This window comes from Streptomyces sp. NPDC051136 (assembly GCF_044455745.1).
Taxonomy (GTDB): domain Bacteria; phylum Actinomycetota; class Actinomycetes; order Streptomycetales; family Streptomycetaceae; genus Streptomyces.
This window is the reverse complement of record NZ_JBITFE010000003.1, coordinates 423913-442101: the sequence shown is the minus strand read 5'-3', so window position 1 is coordinate 442101 and position 18189 is coordinate 423913. Positions and strand designations below refer to the sequence as shown.

Below are 18189 nucleotides of genomic sequence, written 5' to 3'. Positions count from 1 at the left end.
ACGTCAGCCCAGAAGGGTGCCGCCGCTGGCGTCGACGAAGGAGCCGGTGATCCAGCGGGCGTCGTCGGACACCAGGAAGGCGACGACGTCGGCGACGTCCTGCGGTTCGCCGACCCGGTTGAAGGCGGACAGCGCGGCCATCGCCTCGACCGCCTCGGGCACGTCGAACACCGGGTTGCCGTTGCGGGTGATGCCCGGGGCGACGCTGTTCACCGTGATGCGGCGCGGGCCGAGCGCCTTCGCGTAGTGCAGCGCGAGCTGCTCCACGGCGCCCTTGCTCATCGCGTAGGCGATCTCGTCGGGGTTGGCGAACCGGGTGAGTCCCGAGGAGATGTTCACGATCCGGCCGCCGTCGGGCATGTTGGCGAGCGCCCGCTGGATGAGGAAGAACGGCGCCTTGGCGTTCACGGCGACGATCCGGTCGAACTGCTCCGGCGTGGTGTCCTCGGGCTTGACCCCGCCCATCACCCCGGCGTTGTTGACCAGGATGTCCAGTTCGGTGGAGCCGGTGCGCTCCTTCAGGCCCTCCTCCAGGGCGAGGAAGAGTTCGTGCACGTCGCCGGGGGCGCCGAGTTCGGCCCGTACGGCGAAGGCCCGTCCGCCGTCCCGCTCGATGCCGTCGACGACCTCGGCGGCCGCGTCCTCGCTGGTGCCGTAGTGCACGGCGACGAGCGCGCCGTCGCGGGCCAGCCGCTCGGCGGTGGCCCGTCCCATGCCCCGGCTGGCACCCGTGACGAGCGCCGTGCGTCCGGTCAGATTGCCCATGTTCTCTCTCCTGCCGTGAGGTCGTGCGGCTTGGTGTCGTGCGCCGTGGTGGCGCGTGGGGCGGTGCCGCTGTGGGCCGGTGCGGCCGACGCGGTGGGGGGCCGTCCCGGCCTCCTCGTCGGGGGCGAACCACCGGGCGAGCGCCGTCGCGAGGCCGTCCGGTGCGTCGCCCGCCCAGGCCACGTGGCCGTCGGGGCGTACGAGGACCGCGGCGGCGTCCCGCAGGGGGCCGTCCCCGGCCGGCGCAGCGGTCGCGGTGTCGACGGCGCCGGCCCACGGGCGCGCGGCGCGCACCAGGGACTCGCCCGTCTCCGCGGCGCCTTCCGCCACCAGGAGGAGCCCGCGGGCCCGGCGCAGGGCTGCCGGTGCGGCGCCGTGGGCGCCGGGCGGCAGGCCGGGCAGCCGCGCGCCCACCGGGCCGGGCTCCTCGTCGGCGCCGTAGCGGATGTCGAGGCCGCTGATCAGTCCGGCCAGGTGCGTCCGGACCGGCTCGTACGGGATCAGCTCGCCGATCACCGAGCGCAGGGCCTCCACCTCGGGTCCGCCGAGCAGCAGGCGGGCCTGCGCGCGGATGGTGGACAGCACGCGCCGCCCGACCGCGTGCCGTTCCTCGTGGTACGTGTCCAGGAGGCCTTCGGGGGCCCGGCCCGAGACGGTGGCGGCGAGTTTCCAGCCCAGGTTGACCGCGTCCTGGAGGCCCAGGTTGAGTGCCTGGCCGCCGATCGGCATCTGCTGGTGCGCGGCGTCGCCGGCCAGCAGGATCCGCCCCCGGCGGTAGTGCTCGGCCTGCCGGGACGCGTCCCCGAAGGAGTTCACCCACAGCGGGGTGCCGCCGGAGACGTCCTCGCCGGTGACGTCCCGCCAGGCCGTCACGACGTCCGCGAAGTCCGGCTCGCCCGCCCCGCGCGGCGGGGTGCCGAAGCGGTGGACCATCACGCGGGTGACGCCGTCGCCGCGCCGGGCCGCGATCGCCAGCCCGTTCGGCAGCCGCTGGAAACGCCGGTCGGGGATCTCGATGCCGTCGACGTCGGCGCGCAGGAGCTCCCGTTCGGCGTCGGTGCCGGGGAAGCCGATGCCGGCCAGCCGGCGCACGGCCGACCGCTCGCCGTCGCAGCCGACGGCGTAGCGGGCGGTGAACGTGGTGCGCCGCCCCGCGTGTTCGGCCACCACCCGCACCCGGTCCGCGTCCTGCTCGACCGAGACGACGTGGTGCCCGCGCAGCACGCGCGCCCCGAGGCGTTCCGCCCAGGCGCCGAGGATCGCCTCGGTGCGCACCTGCGGGACCTTCCACTGGCCCGGGTGGGAGCTGGGCAGCGTCAGGTCCAGGGGGAGGCCGCCGAAGTGGCCCCGGGGCTCGCGGGGCGGAAGCGGGTCCGCGAAACCGCCGGGGCCGTCCAGCAGACCGCGCTGCCGGAGGATCTCCATCGTCCGGGCGTGCAGCGTGGAGGCCCGGGACTCGGTGGTCGGGCTGTCCAGCCGTTCCAGCACGGTCACCTCGACGCCGCCGAGCCGCAGTTCCCCGGCGAGCATCAGCCCGACGGGGCCGGCGCCGACCACGACGACCTGCGTATCGGCTGTGTCGGCCGTGTCGGCACCGGACACGGGTCAGCGCCTCGCCTCGGCGTAGTCGCGGGCATGGCCCAGCGTGGCCCGGCTGTTGGTGCTCAGCGCGGTGCGCACGTACTCGCGGGCCTCGGCGACCCCCGCCTCGGGTCCCAGGATCCGCTCGATGTTCTCGGGGCGCAGCACGACGGTGTGCTGCGAGGACGCGAGGGCGCCGGTGTCCGTGTCGCGGAAGGTCCAGTAGCCGGTGTGCAGGCTCATCAGGGCCGGCAGCGTGGTCTGCTTGTAGGCGATCTTCCGGCCCTCCAGGCACACCCGGTAGGACCGGGTGGTGTGGGTGGAGCCGTCCTTGGCCCGGGTGTCCATCTCCAGGGTCTGCAGACCGGGGGTGTCCTCGGTCAGGCGCACGGTCGCCACGTGCGGCAGCCGTTCGGCCCACCGGTCCGCCTCGTTGACGAAGTCGTAGGCGTCCTTGGCGGAGCCGTCGATGGCGACGGTGTCCTCGAAGGAGAAGGTGAGTTCCTCGGAGGCGGTGGCGAGTTCGACGTTGGTCTTCAGCGCCGCGAGTTCCGTGCGGGAGTTGCGGTCGACGGCCTCCTCGATCCAGGCCAGGCCGGCGGGGTCGTCGTCGACGGCCGTGTAGTCGTGGAGCAGCCGGACGCGCGCGGTGCCCCCGTCGACCGGTTCGACGATCCAGGTGCCGCCCATGCCGGCGACCGGGGGCGTGGAGACCTGCTGCCGGAAGGTGATCCGCAGGTTCCCGGGGTCCAGGACCCGGCGCGAGGTCCAGTTCTTGGCCTCGCCGTTGGCGGTGGCCCAGATCCTGATCAGTTCCTCGTCGCCGGAGCGCTCCAGGTGGTCGACGTAGATGGTCGGCGGGAAGACGCGCGGCCAGTTCGTCACGTCGGCGATCAGCCGGTAGACGTCGCCGGCCGGAGCCGAGACCGTGATCTCGTGCTCGACTTCCCGTGGCTCGGATGCGGACATGGAGGGTCTCCTCGTCGGGGTGATCGGTGGCGGCCGGGTTCAGAAGTTGCCGAGGCCGCCGCACACGTTCAGGGCCTGTGCGGTGATGGACGCGGCGGTGTCGGAGGCGAGGTAGCCGACGAGGCCGGCGACCTCCTCGGGGGTGGAGTAGCGCCCGAGCGGGATCTTCGCCGTGAACTTGTCGAGGATGGCGTCCTCGGTGGTGTCGTAGGCGGCGGCGTAACCGGCGCGCACGCGCTGCGCCATCGGCGTCTCCACGTAGCCGGGGCAGACGGCGTTGACGGTGATGCCGGTGGGGGCGAGTTCGTTGCCGAGGGCCTTGGTGAAACCGACCACTCCGTGCTTGGAGGCGGAGTACGGGGCACCGAGGACGACGCCCTGCTTGCCGGCGGTGGAGGCGATGTTGATGATCCGGCCGCGGTCCTTGCCGCGCATGCCGCCGGTGGTCAGGACGGCGCGGGTCAGCCGGAAGACGCTGTTCAGATTGGTCTCGACGACGTCGTACCAGAGTTCGTCGTCGATGTCGGCGGTGACGCCGCCGCCGGACCGGCCCGCGTTGTTGACCAGGACGTCCACGGTCGCGTAGCGGTCCACGGCGGACTGGACGAAGGTCTCGATCGACAGCGCGGAGCGGACGTCGAGGACGGAGCCGTCGACCTCCAGGCCCTCGGCGCGCAGTTCCTTCACGGTGCTGCTGACGTTCTCGGGATCGCGGGAGCCGATGAAGACCCGGTGCCCCTGCTCGGCCAGCAGCCGCGCGGCGGCGCGGCCGATTCCGCTGGTGGCCCCGGAGACGAGGGCGACCCGCTGATGCTTGTCGGACATGACTGGTACTCCCTTGTGGGTACTGGGTGGGCGGCTGCGGCCGGGGGGCCGCCGCGGCCGGGCGAGGGGGGGAACCCGGCCGCGGCGGACAGTGGGGGGTCCGGGGCAGGCGGGTCAGGCGGCGGCGGCCACGCCGGCGAGCTGGGCGTTGACCAGGCTCAGCAGGGCGCGGGGCGTCTTCGCCTCGGTCACCACGGAGTCGTCCAGCGAGATGCCGTACTCCCGCTCTATGCGGCCGCAGGTCTCGAGGATGGCCAGGGACTCGTAGCTGAGCTCCTCGAAGTCGGTGTCGAGGATGTCGCCGTCGAGATCCACGCTCTCGTCGGCGCCGGCGGCCTCGAGCAGGACGCGCCGGAGGTCGTCGAGGGTGAAGGACTGCGTGGGCATGGGTGGGTCCTCTCTGTCGGTGCTCCGCGTCCCCGGGCGGGCCCCGGGGACGCGGACGGGCTTGGGCGGGCAGCTCTGACGCCCGCCCGCCCGGTCCGGCGTGGGGGACACGGATGGTGGACCGGGCGGGCGGGCGCGTTCTGGGGGAGCACGGGAGACCGGCCCCGCCGGAGCGGGGCGTGCGCCGGGGCGGACGGATGCCGGCCGGTGAGGGGGACGCCGGGGCGCCCGTCCGGGGCGGCGGCCTGCCGTGCTGGTGGGGGGTGACGTCCCGGGAGGCCGGTGGGGCGGGGCGTCAGGGGGTGCGGACCACCAGGGCCGAGTTGAAGCCGCACTCGCCCCGGGCGAGGACCAGGGCGGTGCGGAGGTCCGCGGGGCGCGGCTCGGTGACCAGGTCGAGGTCGTAGGAGGTGTCCGGGTCGACGTTGGTGGTGGCGGGTACGAGGCCGTCCCGGGCGGCGAGCAGGGCGGTCGCCACGTCCAGCGGGGCGGCGCCCGAGTAGAGGCGGCCGGTCATCGTCTTGGGCGCGGTGACCGGGACGCCGTGCGGTCCGAAGACGGCGTTGAGCGCGTCCGCCTCCGCCCGGTCCAGCTCCGGCACGGCGGCCGCGTCCGCGAAGACGACGTCGACGTCGCCCGCGTCCACGCCCGCGTCAGCGAGGGCGAGTTCGATCGCCTTGCGCAGGCCCGGAGGCCGGCCGCTGCCGGGAGCGGGGTCGAACGTGGCTCCGTAGCCCGCGATCTCGCCGTACACCCGGACGCCCCGCTCCGCCGCCGACCGTTCCGACTCCAGGACGAGCAGCGCGCCGCCCTCGGCGGGCACGTGTCCGCTCGCCGCGGCGTCGAAGGGCAGATAGGCGCGCTCGGGCTCCTGCTCGGTGGTCAGCCGGCCGCCGGCCAGCTGGGCCACCCAGCCCCAGGGGCAGATCGAGGCGTCGATCGACCCGGACATGATCAGCCGGGTGCCCTTGCGGATCTGCCGCCGCGCGTGCGCCAGCGCGTCCAGCCCGCCCGCCTGGTCGGAGACGAGGACGCCGCTCGGTCCCTTCATGCCGTTGCGGATGGAGATCTGACCGCTGTTGACGGCGTAGAACCACGCGAAGGACTGGTAGGCGGACACGTACTGACTGCCCCGGCCCCACAGGTTGCGCAGCTCTCCCTGGCCGAACTCGAAGCCGCCGGAGGAGCTCGCGGTGACCACGCCCATGTCGTAGGCGGGCAGGTCGGCCGGTCCGGTGCCGGCGTCGGCCAGCGCCCAGTCGGCCGCCACCAGGGCGAGCCGGGTCATCCGGTCGGTCTGCGCCAGCAGCCGGTTGGGCAGATGGTCGGCCGCGTTGAAGCCGGGCACCTCTCCGGCCAGCCGCGCCGGGTACGACGACGGGTCGAAGCGGGTGATGCGGGCGATGCCGCTCTTCCCGGCCCGGGTGGCGGCCCAGTAGTCGGCCGTGCCCAGGCCGTTGGGCGCGGCGATGCCGAGCCCCGTCACCACGGTCCGTGCGGTGGCCGTGCTCATGCGGCGCTCCTCTCCGGTCGGGCGAGCACCATCGCGCTCTGGAAGCCGCCGAACCCGCTGCCGACGGTCAGCACCGCGTCGGTGCGGTGCTCGCGCGCCGTCAGCGGTACGTAGTCGAGGTCGCACTCGGGGTCGGGGGTGTGCAGGTTGGCCGTCGGCGGCACCACGCCGTGCTCCATGGCGAGGACCGAGGCGGCGATCTCGATCGAGCCGATCGCGCCGAGCGAGTGTCCGACCATGGACTTGATGGAGGAGACCGGGGTCCGGTAGGCGTGCTCCCCCAGGCTCTTCTTGAAGGCGGCGGTCTCGTGGCGGTCGTTCTGCTTCGTGCCCGAACCGTGCGCGTTGACGTAGTCCACGGCCTCCGGGTTGAGCCGGGCCTCGTCCAGCGCGACCGTGATGGCCTCGGCCATCTCGGCGCCGTCCGGGCGCAGCCCCGTCATGTGGAAGGCGTTGCAGCGCGAGGCGTAGCCGGCGATCTCGGCGTAGATGTGCGCGCCGCGCCGCCGGGCGGCCTCCAGCTCCTCCAGCACGAACACCGCCGAGCCCTCGCCGAGCACGAAACCGTTGCGCGTGCCGTCGAAGGGCCGCGAGGCGTGCTCCGGGTCGTCGTTGCGGGGGGTGGTGGCCTTGATGGCGTCGAAGCAGGCCAGGGTGATCGGTGAGATGGGCGCGTCGGTGGCGCCGGCCACCATGGCGCACGCCGAACCCTCGCGGATCAGCTCCACCGCGTGGCCGACGGAGTCCAGCCCGGAGGTGCAGCCGGTGGAGACGACCGTGGCCGGGCCCTCGGCGCCGGCCGCCCACGCCACCTCGGCGGCCAGGGAGCTGGGGACGAGGTAGTTGTACAGGTGCGGCACCGCGTACCGGTGGTCCACCAGGTCGAGCCGGCCGCCGTCGCTGACGACGCGGTACTCCTGGTCGAGGCCCATGGTCGCGCCGACCGCGCTGCCGATGGTGACCCCGACCCGGTGCGGGTCGGCGCCGGACAGGTCGAGTCCGCTGTCGGCGAGTGCCTCGCGGGCGGTGACCACCGCCAGCTGGGCCGCCCGGTCCATCCGGCGGATCTCCTGGGGGCTCAGCCCGTGTTCCTCGGGATCGAAGTCGATCTCGGCGGCGACCCGGGACCGGAAGGCGGAGGGGTCGAAGAAGGTGATCCCGCGGGTGGCGGTGCGGCCCTCGCTGAGCAGGCTCCAGAAGTTCTTGCGGCCCACCCCGCCGGGCGCGGTGACGCCGACGCCCGTGATGACCACTCGTCTGGCGCTCACGCCCGGCCCTCCCAGTCGTAGAAGCGGGTGGCGACCGCGTCGGCGGGGGAACGCCAGGTCGCGGGGTCGTACGCCTCGATGAACGGCTTGAGGTCCGCGCTGATCCGGACGAACCTGTCGTCGGTCTTGGCCTGCTCGATCAGCTCGCCGCCGTTGTCGCCGTCGAAGTCCTGCAGGTGGAAGTAGAGGCCGCGGTAGGCGAAGAGCTGACGGCGCCGGGTGCCCATCAGATGGGGCATCTCGGTGCCGTCGAACTCGCCGAAGAGCCGGGCGACCTCGGCGCTGCTGCCCGGGTCCATCCGGGCGACGATCAACGTGCTGTGCATGGTCTCTCCTCTGGGCGGGTGGGGCGGGTGCGGGCGGACGGGTCAGCGGGCCGGTCCGAACCAGCGCTCCAGGGCCATGGGCAGGTCGGCGTGGCTGCCGGGGGCCGCCCAGGCCACGTAGCCGTCGGGGCGGACGAGTACGGAGGTGGTGCGGGCCAGGGCGCTGTCCCCGGGCAGTACGGGGGTGGCGGTGACGACGTCGATCCGGTCCAGCCAGGGCCGGGCCCGCTCGCGCAGCCGGCCGTTGTCGGCGAGGTCCAGCAGCACACCGCGCCCGGCCCGCAGCGCCTCGGTGCTGCGGGACAGCAGCTTGTGGCCGCTCAGCTCGACGTCCGGCAGGCGCCGGCCGAGCAGCGGGTGGGAACCGCCGTCGAGGTCGTAGTGGATCTCCAGTCCCGAGACCATCGCCGCGAAGTGCCGGGCGACCTCGGGGTACCGGATCAGTTCGGTCAGTACGTCGCGCAGCGGCTGCACCTCGGGTCCGGACAGGAACAGCAGTCCCTGGGCCCGGGTGTTCATCAGCAGCCGCTCCCCCACCGGGTGGCGTTCGGCGTGGTAGCTGTCGAGCAGCGACTCGGGGGCCCGGCCGCGTACCACGGCGCCGAGCTTCCAGCCGAGGTTCACCGAGTCCTGGATGCTGGTGTTCATGCCCTGGCCGCCGGCCGGGAGGTGGATGTGGGCGGAGTCGCCGGCCAGGAAGACCCGGCCGCGCCGGTACTCGGAGACCTGCCGGGTGCCGTCGCCGAAGGCGGACAGCCACACCGGCTCGGCGTGCGAGATGTCGTCGCCGGTCAGCCGCTGCCAGGCCGCGGAGACCTCCTCCCAGGCCGGGGGCTGCTCGCGCCGCTTCGGCGGGGTGCCGCGCTCGCACACGATCAGCCGGGTGATCCCGCCGGGCAGCGGGCCGACCATGACCATGCCGCCTTCCAGGGTCTCGCCGATCATCCGGGGCTTCAGGTCCACGCCCTTGACGTCGGCGAGGTACATCTCGAGCGTCGAGGGCGTGCCCGGGAAGTCGAAGCCGGCCTTCTTGCGGATCACCGAGCGGCCGCCGTCGCAGCCGACCAGGTACTCGCACCGCAGCCGCTCCGCCCCGTCGGGGCCGTTCACCTCGACCTCGACGCAGTCCTCCTTCTCGGTGACGGACCGCACCTCGTGGCGGCGCCGCAGGTCGGCGCCGAGCCGGGTGCACCACTCCTCCAGGACGGTCTCGGTGGCCGACTGCGGAACGCTCTTGGCCGCCTGGTGGGCGCCGTCCAGCACGCCGAAGTCCACCGGCAGGCCCCCGAAGTGGCCGACGTTGCTGACCTCGATGTCCCCGAAGCGGGACAGCAGGCCCCGCTGGTCGAAGACCTCCATGGTGCGTGCGGTGAAGCCGAGGCCCCGTGACTCTCCGGTGCGTGCGGCGAGCTTCTCCAGTACGACGACGTCGACGCCCGCGAGCCGCAGCTCGCCCGCGAGCATCATGCCGGCCGGCCCGGCGCCCACGACGATGACTTGTGCGTCCATGACACTCCTCGGGAACTCCCCGCCGACGGGCGGGGCAGGGAACGGGTGTGGGGGCGGATCAGCGGGACAGGCGTCCGATGGCCCGGTTCGCCAGGTGGGCGGCCGCCGCGTGCCGGGGGTCGGGCGCGAACGCCTCGTGGCGCACCGCGACCTCGGCGAGCTTGATGGTGTGCTCGTCGCCGATCTCCACGGCCCGGGCGAAGACCTCCGACAGGGCGGGCGGGGCGGCCGGCGCCGGGGTGGCGGGGCCGGGCGCCGTGCGGAACCAGTCGAGCATCGTGCGGCTGACCGCCCGCGCGGTCAGGTACGAGGGGCGGCGCTGGGCGGACGGCAGGTGGGCGACCACCAGGCGCACCGCGGCCGGCCCGGTGACCGCGTGGATCAGGGGGACCGGGTGGTGCTGGGCGGCGGTGGCGTAGATCCCGGCGTACTCGGCGACGAGCGCGTCCAGGTCACGGGAGACCTCGTCGCGTCCGTCGGGCCCGGCGTCCGGGGCGCGTCCGCGGTCCCGTCCGGCGAGGTCGCCGCCCGGGCCCGCGGCACCGCCGGGGCCGGTCACGTCGCCGGGGGGCGACGTCGCGTCGGGGTCCGCCGCGCCGAGGTCCGCCGCGTCGGGGGCCGCCGCGTCGTCGGGGTCGGCGACGATGCCGTGGGTCGAGTGGCGGGCGGCCCAGTAGCCGAGGCCCTGTGCCAACTCGCCCAGCTGGAGCCGGTTGTCGCCGGGGGCGGCGGCCACGGCCCGGACCGCGTGCGCGGTACGGATGACTCCGTGGGTGAGCACCGCGGACATGCCCGGCAGCAGCCGGGGCCACCAGCGAGCCAGCACCCCGGTCCACGGGCCCAGCGCCAGCTCCCGCTCGAAGAGCGCCGTCCAGTCGGCCACCCGGGAGAAGTCGCCGAGCGCGGCCCGCCAGTCACCGGGGTCGTCGGGGTCGATGGGCCAGCGGCGCTCGGGCACGTCGTGGTAGGAGCGGGTGCGCAGGTTCCGTTCGACCCACGCAGGCACCTCGTCGGCGTATCCCATGTGCGCGAGGGCTTCGGCGGCCATCGGAGCGTGGTTCACGAAGCTTCTGCCGTGCTCGAAACCGACCGGACGCAGACGTTCCAGCGCCTCGCTCACGGCATCGGAGTAGCTGAGTGCTGCCATGGGCCGTCAGTCCTTGATCTCGCAGATGGCGGCGCCGGAGGTGAGGGAGGCGCCGACCTCGGCGCTCAGGCCCTTGATGGTGCCGGACTTGTGGGCGTTGAGGGGCTGTTCCATCTTCATGGCTTCGAGTACGACGATCAGGTCGCCTTCCTGGACGTCCTGGCCTTCCTCGACGGCGATCTTGACGATGGTGCCCTGCATGGGGGAGGCGAGGGTGTCGCCGGAGGCGGCGGGCCCGGACTTCTTGGCCGCGCGGCGTTTGGGGCGGGCGCCGGCGGCCAGGCCGGTGCGGGCCAGGGACATGCCCAGGCTGGAGGGGAGGGAGACCTCCAGGCGTTTGCCGCCGACCTCGACGACGACGGTCTCGCGGCCGGACTCCTCCTCCGCCTCACCGTCGGCGGGCGCGGTGAAGGGTTTGATCTCGTTGACGAATTCCGTCTCGATCCAGCGGGTGTGGACGGTGAAGGGGTCGGTGGAGCCGGTGAGTTCGGGGGCGAAGGCCGGATCGCGGACGACGGCGCGGTGGAAGGGGATGGCGGTGGCCATGCCCTCGACGGTGAACTCGTCCAGGGCGCGGGCGGCGCGCTGGAGGGCTTCCTCGCGGGTGCGGCCGGTGATGATGAGTTTGGCCAGCAGGGAGTCCCAGGCGGGGCCGATCACGCTGCCGGATTCGACGCCGGCGTCGAGGCGGACGCCGGGGCCGGTGGGGGCGTCGAAGAGGGTGACGGTGCCGGGGGCGGGCAGGAAGCCGCGGCCGGGGTCCTCGCCGTTGATGCGGAACTCGAAGGAGTGGCCGCGCAGGGCGGGGTCGCCGTAGCCGAGTTCCTCGCCGTCGGCGATGCGGAACATCTCGCGGACCAGGTCGATGCCGGCGACTTCCTCGGTGACCGGGTGCTCGACCTGGAGGCGGGTGTTGACCTCCAGGAAGGAGATGGTGCCGTCGGCTCCGACGAGGAACTCCACGGTGCCGGCGCCGACGTAGCCGGCTTCCTTGAGGATCGCCTTGGAGGAGGCGTACAGCTCCTCCAGCTGGGCGGTGGAGAGGAAGGGGGCGGGGGCCTCCTCCACGAGTTTTTGGTGGCGGCGCTGCAGGGAGCAGTCGCGGGTGGAGACGACGACGACGTTGCCGTGGGTGTCGGCCAGGCACTGGGTCTCCACGTGGCGGGGCTTGTCGAGGTAGCGCTCGACGAAGCACTCGCCGCGGCCGAAGGCGGCCACCGCCTCGCGCACGGCGGAGTCGTACAGCTCGGGGACCTCCTCCAGGGTGCGGGCGACCTTGAGTCCGCGGCCGCCGCCGCCGAAGGCGGCCTTGATCGCGATCGGCAGGCCGTGCTCCTTGGCGAAGGCGACGACCTCGTCCGCGCCGGAGACCGGGTCGGGGGTGCCGGCGACCAGGGGGGCGCCGGCCCGCTGGGCGATGTGGCGGGCGGCGACCTTGTCGCCCAGGTCGCGGATGGCGTGCGGCGGCGGACCGATCCACACCAGGCCCGCGTCCAGGACCGCCTGGGCGAACTCCGCGTTCTCCGACAGGAATCCGTACCCCGGGTGGATGGCGTCCGCGCCCGACTCACGCGCGGCCTTGAGGACCTTCTCGATGTCCAGATAGCTGGTCGCGGGGGTGTCACCACCCAGGGCGAACGCCTCATCAGCGGCGCGGACATGCAATGCGTCCCGGTCCGGGTCCGCGTAGACGGCCACGCTCGCGATCCCGGCGTCCCGGCAGGCCCGGGCCACGCGGACAGCGATTTCGCCACGATTGGCGATGAGCACCCTCCGCATGTCAGGACGCCTGCCGGGTGGTCGTCGGCGCGTCCGGGGCCGCGTGCTGGAACCGGCCGGCGCCGGTCTGCAGCGGTCCCAGCGATCCGTCGAAGAAGATCAGCGGTTCGCGGCCCTGCTCCGGCGTTCCGAGATCCACCACTTCGCCGACCACGATGTCGTGGTCACCGGCCGTGTGGACGTCGACCGTCGTGCAGGTCAGATGGGCCAGCGCCTCGCTCAGCACGGGCAGTCCGTCGGCGCTGAAGTGGTGCGGGACGTCCACGAGCATGTCCGGCCGCCGCTCGGCGAAGTGCCGGGCCAGCGACTGCTGGCGGCCGGCGAGGAAGTTGACGGTGAACCCGCCGCTCTCGGTCAGCAGGGTGTGCAGCCGGGACCGCCGGTGCAGACAGAACAGGACGAGCGGGGGTTCCAGGGAGACCGAGGTGAAGGAGTTGACGGTCGTGCCGTCCGCCTCGCTCTCCGATCCGGTGGTGATCACGGTGACGCCGGTCGTGAACAGGCCGCACACACGGCGCAGGCCCAGGGGATCGACGGGCCGGCGCTGCTCGGGGGCGCGGGTCAGCGACCGCGCTGCTGCGGACATGGGCATCCTTTCCTGGCGGTGGCGGATTCGGGCTGCGCGGGTCAGAGGAGCTTGCGGACCTTGGAGCCGGCCTTGAGGATGCCGAGCAGGAACTCCCGGCCGACGCTGTTCATCTCGGCCGGCGCCTGGGCGGAGGCCCAGTACAGGAAGCGGGCCATCATCGCCGTCGAGGGGTAGATGAAGCGGCGGCTCTCGTCCTTCCAGCCGAAGACCGGGTTGACGACGGGGGACTCGTCGAGCAGCTTGAAGACGATGTCGGCGGCCTCGTCACCGGTCAGCGCACCCGCCTCGTACTTCTCGCAGGTCTCCGCGGTGGTCTCCAGCAACTGCTTGAACGAGTCGCTCTGCGGCCACCACAGGCCCGGGTACGGGACGTTCTCCAGCTCGTCGAAGTGCTCCTGACGGCCGTCGCGCAGGTGCTTGAGGCGGGCCCGGGTGAGCCGCATGGTGCCGGGGGTGATGAAGGAACCCCAGATCCGGAAGACCGCGTTCCACAGCCGGAAGTGGGAGAAGGAGATGAACGAGCTGTTCACGAGCTCGTCGTTGTACTGGAGCAGCCCCTGTTCCAGGCGCTCCACGTACTCGAAGCGCTCGGCCGAGAAGTCGCCGTCCTTCAGGGCGGTCACCAGACGCGAGGTCAGCGCGTCCACCACCTCCAGGGTGTTCGACAGCCCCCGGGAGAACAGCGGGTCGAGGAAGCCGGCCGCGTGCGACATCAGGCACCAGCGGTCACCGATGGTCTGCTTCGAGGAATACTGCAACCGGTCGGTGGATATCCATTCCCGCACTCGGGTGGCACCGTCGAACTGCCGCTTGACCGCCGGATATTTGTCCAGGAAGAGCTGGAATTCCTGCTCCGGGGACAGGTCCTTGGGTTTCGGGTAGGTGCGCTCGTCCATGGTCAGGCCGACGCTGCACAGCGGATTCCGGGACTTCTCGTGATTGTCGAACGGAATGATCCAGAACCACCCGCGCTCGATGAGGTGGTGCATGGTGCCGGTGTGCCAGTCGGCCGGCGGGCGGAGTGCCGCGGGGTGCCCGCTGACGTCGTCGAACCGCTTGATGCCGACGTAGTGGGTGAACATCGACCGGGAGTGGTGCTTGAAGCGGGCCGGCTTCTCCCGCAGGTCGAACTTGTCGGCGAGCGGCGAGCGAAACCCGGAGGCGTCCACCAGGTACTTCGCCCGGTACAGCTCGGGCTGGGCGCCGGGGGCGGCGCTCTTGCCGAGGACCGTCACGCCGTCGTCGTCGAAGTCGACCTCGTTCGCCCGCCAGTTCTGCCGGGGGGTGCAGCCGTACTTGACCGCCACGTGGAACATGAAGGCGTCGCTGTCCTGGCGGAACATGTGGCTGTTCTGGTGGAAGATCTTCGGCAGCGCCAGCTGGGTGGCCTGCCGGGGGTCGGGCTCCTTGCCGACCTCGTGCTTCAGGAACCCGAAGTGCGCCTTGGTGCCGAACGTCGGGGCGATGTCCCGGGTGGAGGCCTGGACGCTGGCCAGGCTCTTCAGCTCGGGTATCCCGTGCCGTTCGGACAGGATGTGGATCCACTCCACGAGCTGCGGGGTCATGGACTCGCCGATGGCGAAGCGGGGGTGCGCGGCCGCGTCGACCAGCAGGACCTTCGCGCCGTGCCGGGCCAGGACCGCACCCGTCACGGAGCCGGCCAGTCCCGAGCCCAGGATGATGACGTCGAAGGTCATCTCCTCGGGGACTTCGGCCGGTTCGGGTGAGCCTTCGGTCCGTGTCGCGACCATGAGCTGTCTCCTTCGTCGGGGCGGTGCACAGCGGGTTCCGGTGTTGATCACGGCGGTGTGACCGCATGGAAAAAGGCTCTTCACTCCGCGCGGAGTGAAGAGCCTCGAAACGGCTTCGGGAAGATTCTGAGAGGTACCTGGAAGAGGTCCGTCAATCAGTGGGGTAAAGCGACTCAAGGGCATGCGAGAACCGCTGGGTTAAGCGTGACAGCCTTTCCCCGGAGGGTCAACCCCTGGCCGGGACCGATGGTTTGGAAATATCGGAGAAGGCGCTTCCGGAATGGGTGGGGGAAAGGAGTTTCAGCAGTAGGGTGCGCAATTCCTCCGTGCCGTCGGAACCGAGCAGGTCCGTGACGTCCGCCGCCAGGCCGGCCACGGCCCGCGCCACGGTGTCGAGCTTCTCCCGGCCGGTGTCGGTCACTTCGAGGGCGTAGCGGCGCCGGTCGTGCGGATCGCGGCCCCGGCGCACGAGCTGTTGCTTGACCAGTTCGTCCACGAGCTGGGAGACCGCGGGCCCGGTGATCGCCAGCAGTTCCGCGAGCCGCTGCTGGGCACAGGGCCCGAACGTGGCCAGGGCGGAGAGCGGGCCGTAGTGCCGCACCCGCAGGCCGGTACCGGCCAGCTTCTCGTCGCCGAGCCGGCGCAGCCGGTGGTGGGCCTGGGCCACCAGGTACTCGGTGCCCTGTACCAGCGACTGTGCGGACTCGGGCAGCAGACGGGCGAGGAGGGTGTCGAGCCGCGCGGTCTCGTCGGGGGTGAGTACGGAGGTGAGCCGGGCGTCCCGCTCGGCCACCGCGCGTCGGCGGACGTCCAGCGCACGGCGGCCCTCGTCCGTCAGGGAGAGCACGTACTGGCGCCGGTTGTCGGGGTTGCGGGTGCGCCGGACCTCACCGCGCTCCTCGAGGCGGTCGATGACCGACACCATGATGGTGCGGTTGATGCCGAGGCGCTCGGCCAGGTCGAGCTGGGACTCCCAGTCGTGGCCGGTGAGCGCGTCCAGGACCAGGAAGTCGCGGGAGTCCGCGTCGCCGCCGGTGCCGGTCGAGGAGAACTGGGCGTAGACCCGGCGCAGCAGGTAGCCGATGAAGTCGGTGAGTTCCTCGGGGAGTACTCCGGGGACTTCCGCGGTCTCCTCGGTCCGTGTGACGGGGCCTCGCCCGGCGTCGCGTTCATACCGCAAGAACAGCACCTCCTGCCCGAGTATACGGGCGGTGTCCCGGAACAGCCGGTGGCGTGTGCCGCCCCGCGGAAGCGGGCCCGTGCGGGGGGCGGGAGAAGGAAGCGGGAAGGGAGAAGGGGCGTGCCGGTCGGCACGCCCCAGGGAAAAGGGCTCCGGCGGCCCGCCCCGGGGGACAAGACGGGCCGCCGGAGGGTCACAGTGCGACCGGCGGGTGCTCGGTGCCGTGCTGCGGCTGGGGAGCGGTCGCGGGGGCGGTCACCAGGGCGACGACCAGGGCCAGCAGGTACAGGCCGCCTCCGAGCAGGAAGCCGTAGGAGTACCCGGTGGTCAGCGCGTCGGGCACGTTGCCCGGCAGCTCGTTGTCGGTGACCACGGTGGCGGCGGCGGCCAGCGCCGCGAGACCGATGGCGCCACCGATCTGCTGGGCGGTGTTGACCAGGCCGGAGGCGGCTCCGGTGGCCTGCGGTTCGACGCCGCGGACGCTGATGACGGTGACGGTCACGAAGACCATGCCGAGACCGAGGCCGACGATCAGCTGGGCGGGCAGCAGGGCCGCCATCGGGTTCTGGCCGGGGGCCAGGAAGCTGAACCAGACCATGCCCGCGATGCCGACGACCAGGCCCACGGAGATGACGGCGCGCTCGGACATCCGGGCCAGGAGCTGCGGGCCCAGACCGCCGGCCGCGATGCCCATGCCGAGCGCGAAGGGCAGGTACGCGAGGCCGGTCACCATCGGCTCGTAACCCTTGACCACCTGCATGTAGAGGGTGAGGAAGTAGAAGGTGGCGAGCATGCCGGCACCGACCAGGAACATGATCAGGTTGGCCCCGACCCGGCTGCGGTCGGCGAGCAGACCCCGCGGGATCATGGGCGCCCGGCTGCCGCGCTGGATGGCGACGAAGGCGACGAGCAGGACGACGGCGGCGGCCAGGCCGATCAGGGTGAGGCCGTCCCCGAGGCCTTCCTCGCCGGCCCGGGTGATGCCGAAGACGAGGGCGCCGAAGCCGAAGGTGGCGGCGAAGGCGCCGGGCACGTCCACCTTGCCGCGCTCACGGTCGCCCTCGACGAGGACGCCGGTGCCGACCAGGACGGCCAGGGCGATCGGGATGTTGATGAACATCACCCAGCGCCAGCTCAGGAACTCGGTGAGGACACCGCCCAGCAGCAGGCCGACGACCGAGCCGAGTCCGCCCATGGCGCCGTACACGCCGAGGGCCTTGTTGCGGGCCGGGCCCGCCTCGAAGGTGGTGGCCAGCAGCGACAGTGCCGTGGGGGCGGCGATGGCCGCGCCCGCGCCCTGGATCACCCGGGCGAGGATGAGCAGCTCCCCGTTCTGGGCCACGCCGCCGAGCAGGGAGGCGGCGGTGAACAGGACCAGGCCGATGCGGAAGACCCGGCGGCGGCCGAAGAGGTCACCGGCGCGGCCGCCGGCCAGCAGCAGGCCGCCGAACGCCAGCGCGTAGGCGGTGACGACCCACCCGAGGCCGGACTCGCTGAGGCCGAGGGCGCTCTGCATGCTCGGCAGGGCGACGGCGACGATGGTGTTGTCGAGGACCAGCATCAGCTGAGCTGCGGCGATGACCAGCAGAGCGAGGCCGGGCCTGCCGTCCTGCCGCGGCGGTGCCGCGGCCTTGGGGACGGCCTGGGTGCGGTCTTGCAGCGACATGAGTTCTCTCCGATGTCTCTGATGTCCCTGGCGGGAAGGGGATGTGGCGGGAAGGGATGTCCGGCGGGAAGGGCGTGTCCGGCGGGAAGGGCGTCTCCTGCGGAAGGTGAGGGGCGCGGTGGGCCCCGGCCGAGCGGCGGCCGCGGTTCAGCGCAGGGTGGCGTCGGCCTTCGGGGTCCAGATGGCCAGGTCCTCGTAGGCGGCGCGCCACTCCGTGGCGTAGGCCTGGCGCAGCGGCTCGGGCATCTTGCCGAGGACGGTGGCCACCTTGGCCGCGTCGATGTCGTCCAGCAGCCAGGGCAGGTAGCGGGTGGAGTCGTCGCCGATGCGGGTGCGCTGCTCGGCGCTGAAGGCGGCCCACTCCTCCTGGCTCAGGGTGAGGTCCATCAGGGCGAGGGCGTCCCGCTCCTCGTGGTCGAGGTGGCCGCCGAGCCGGGTGTAGAGGGTGTCGGTCAGGCCGCCCAGGCGCTGGAGCCCGGAGTCCCGGTCGGCGAGGGCGGCGTCGATGTCCGCCAGCAGGGGGTCGATCACCGCGTGCTCGGCCTCCATGGCCTCCAGCAGGGCCAGCTCGTCCGGGCGGCCGGCCAGGGCGCGCTCCATCGGGGGCCACACGGTGACGTCCTCGGAGACGTGGTGGGCGGTCAGGAACTTCTTGAACAGCTCCCAGCCGACCGCGGTGCTCAGTACGTGCCGGGGGTCCTCGTCGACCCGGGCGGTGATCCGGGCGATGCGCTCCAGCTCGCGCCGGAGGGCGTCGTGGATCGCGAACATCATCGTCATGTCGAGGTTCTTGAAGTCCTGGTTCATGGCTCTCTCCCTCATCGCCTCACTGCTCCGTGCCGTACTGCGACAGTATCGTCAACTTGCTTATCTATCAAGATGCCAACTAGCAAAACACCAACCATCAGCGACCCAATCGCCGAGAGGGATGGTG

At 72.5% G+C, this 18189-nt stretch carries 15 protein-coding genes; all 15 read right to left on the bottom strand.

Going from position 1 to position 18189, the window contains the following annotated elements:
- Positions 1 to 3: 3 nt before the first annotated feature.
- The gene (locus tag ACIBCJ_RS11220; RefSeq protein WP_399282346.1) at positions 4 to 2295 is read right to left on the bottom strand and encodes an SDR family oxidoreductase; all 2292 of its coding nucleotides are present in this window, start codon (positions 2293 to 2295) and stop codon (positions 4 to 6) included.
- A 75-nt stretch (positions 2296 to 2370) separates the two neighbouring features.
- Entirely contained in the window at positions 2371 to 3315 is a 945-nt protein-coding gene (locus ACIBCJ_RS11215; RefSeq protein ID WP_362100422.1) for an aromatase/cyclase, read from the bottom strand.
- A gap of 39 nt (positions 3316 to 3354) precedes the next feature.
- Positions 3355 to 4140 carry a 3-oxoacyl-ACP reductase FabG gene (gene fabG, locus ACIBCJ_RS11210; protein WP_362100425.1) on the bottom strand — a complete coding sequence of 262 codons (786 nt, stop codon included), beginning with the start codon at positions 4138 to 4140 and terminating at the stop codon, positions 3355 to 3357.
- A 114-nt stretch (positions 4141 to 4254) separates the two neighbouring features.
- Positions 4255 to 4527, bottom strand: a complete 273-nt coding sequence (locus ACIBCJ_RS11205) for an acyl carrier protein (RefSeq protein WP_362511475.1) — start codon at positions 4525 to 4527, stop codon at positions 4255 to 4257.
- Between the two features lie 295 nt (positions 4528 to 4822).
- On the bottom strand, positions 4823 to 6040 hold the full coding sequence (locus ACIBCJ_RS11200) for a ketosynthase chain-length factor (RefSeq protein ID WP_365979477.1): 1218 nt from the start codon (positions 6038 to 6040) through the stop codon (positions 4823 to 4825).
- Positions 6037 to 7308 (bottom strand): beta-ketoacyl-[acyl-carrier-protein] synthase family protein, encoded by a 1272-nt coding sequence (locus ACIBCJ_RS11195; protein ID WP_362100435.1) that lies wholly within the window; start codon positions 7306 to 7308, stop codon positions 6037 to 6039. The genes ACIBCJ_RS11200 and ACIBCJ_RS11195 overlap by 4 nt, the downstream gene beginning before the upstream one ends.
- Positions 7305 to 7634 carry a TcmI family type II polyketide cyclase gene (locus ACIBCJ_RS11190; RefSeq protein ID WP_362100438.1) on the bottom strand — a complete coding sequence of 110 codons (330 nt, stop codon included), beginning with the start codon at positions 7632 to 7634 and terminating at the stop codon, positions 7305 to 7307. Before ACIBCJ_RS11190 ends, ACIBCJ_RS11195 begins: the two co-directional genes overlap by 4 nt.
- Before the next feature lie 42 nt (positions 7635 to 7676).
- On the bottom strand, positions 7677 to 9143 hold the full coding sequence (locus tag ACIBCJ_RS11185) for an FAD-dependent monooxygenase (protein ID WP_362100441.1): 1467 nt from the start codon (positions 9141 to 9143) through the stop codon (positions 7677 to 7679).
- 58 nt (positions 9144 to 9201) lie between these two features.
- On the bottom strand, positions 9202 to 10290 hold the full coding sequence (locus ACIBCJ_RS11180; protein ID WP_362100444.1) for a hypothetical protein: 1089 nt from the start codon (positions 10288 to 10290) through the stop codon (positions 9202 to 9204).
- 6 nt (positions 10291 to 10296) lie between these two features.
- A complete protein-coding gene (locus tag ACIBCJ_RS11175) occupies positions 10297 to 12069 on the bottom strand; it encodes a biotin carboxylase N-terminal domain-containing protein (protein ID WP_365979476.1) in 1773 nt (590 codons plus the stop codon).
- A gap of 1 nt (position 12070) precedes the next feature.
- Entirely contained in the window at positions 12071 to 12655 is a 585-nt protein-coding gene (locus ACIBCJ_RS11170; RefSeq protein ID WP_362108015.1) for a flavin reductase family protein, read from the bottom strand.
- A 41-nt stretch (positions 12656 to 12696) separates the two neighbouring features.
- Positions 12697 to 14409 carry an FAD-dependent monooxygenase gene (locus ACIBCJ_RS11165; RefSeq protein WP_362108017.1) on the bottom strand — a complete coding sequence of 571 codons (1713 nt, stop codon included), beginning with the start codon at positions 14407 to 14409 and terminating at the stop codon, positions 12697 to 12699.
- A gap of 226 nt (positions 14410 to 14635) precedes the next feature.
- Positions 14636 to 15589, bottom strand: a complete 954-nt coding sequence (locus ACIBCJ_RS11160) for a MarR family winged helix-turn-helix transcriptional regulator (protein WP_399282263.1) — start codon at positions 15587 to 15589, stop codon at positions 14636 to 14638.
- 193 nt (positions 15590 to 15782) lie between these two features.
- Positions 15783 to 17255, bottom strand: a complete 1473-nt coding sequence (locus ACIBCJ_RS11155; protein ID WP_362514400.1) for an MFS transporter — start codon at positions 17253 to 17255, stop codon at positions 15783 to 15785.
- A gap of 147 nt (positions 17256 to 17402) precedes the next feature.
- Complete coding sequence (locus ACIBCJ_RS11150; protein ID WP_365979475.1) at positions 17403 to 18062, bottom strand: hemerythrin domain-containing protein; 660 nt, start codon at positions 18060 to 18062, stop codon at positions 17403 to 17405.
- Positions 18063 to 18189: the final 127 nt, after the last annotated feature.

Bases quoted from the DNA above. Each gene is read 5' to 3' on its own strand.
- ACIBCJ_RS11220 (WP_399282346.1), bottom strand. From the start codon at position 2,295: ATGCTCGCCGGGGAACTGCGGCTCGGCGGCGTCGAGGTGACCGTGCTG.
- ACIBCJ_RS11215 (WP_362100422.1), bottom strand. From the start codon at position 3,315: ATGTCCGCATCCGAGCCACGGGAAGTCGAGCACGAGATCACGGTCTCG.
- fabG (WP_362100425.1), bottom strand. From the start codon at position 4,140: ATGTCCGACAAGCATCAGCGGGTCGCCCTCGTCTCCGGGGCCACCAGC.
- ACIBCJ_RS11205 (WP_362511475.1), bottom strand. From the start codon at position 4,527: ATGCCCACGCAGTCCTTCACCCTCGACGACCTCCGGCGCGTCCTGCTC.
- ACIBCJ_RS11200 (WP_365979477.1), bottom strand. From the start codon at position 6,040: ATGAGCACGGCCACCGCACGGACCGTGGTGACGGGGCTCGGCATCGCC.
- ACIBCJ_RS11190 (WP_362100438.1), bottom strand. From the start codon at position 7,634: ATGCACAGCACGTTGATCGTCGCCCGGATGGACCCGGGCAGCAGCGCC.
- ACIBCJ_RS11185 (WP_362100441.1), bottom strand. From the start codon at position 9,143: ATGGACGCACAAGTCATCGTCGTGGGCGCCGGGCCGGCCGGCATGATG.
- ACIBCJ_RS11180 (WP_362100444.1), bottom strand. From the start codon at position 10,290: ATGGCAGCACTCAGCTACTCCGATGCCGTGAGCGAGGCGCTGGAACGT.
- ACIBCJ_RS11175 (WP_365979476.1), bottom strand. From the start codon at position 12,069: ATGCGGAGGGTGCTCATCGCCAATCGTGGCGAAATCGCTGTCCGCGTG.
- ACIBCJ_RS11170 (WP_362108015.1), bottom strand. From the start codon at position 12,655: ATGTCCGCAGCAGCGCGGTCGCTGACCCGCGCCCCCGAGCAGCGCCGG.
- ACIBCJ_RS11165 (WP_362108017.1), bottom strand. From the start codon at position 14,409: ATGGTCGCGACACGGACCGAAGGCTCACCCGAACCGGCCGAAGTCCCC.
- ACIBCJ_RS11155 (WP_362514400.1), bottom strand. From the start codon at position 17,255: ATGTCGCTGCAAGACCGCACCCAGGCCGTCCCCAAGGCCGCGGCACCG.
- ACIBCJ_RS11150 (WP_365979475.1), bottom strand. From the start codon at position 18,062: ATGAACCAGGACTTCAAGAACCTCGACATGACGATGATGTTCGCGATC.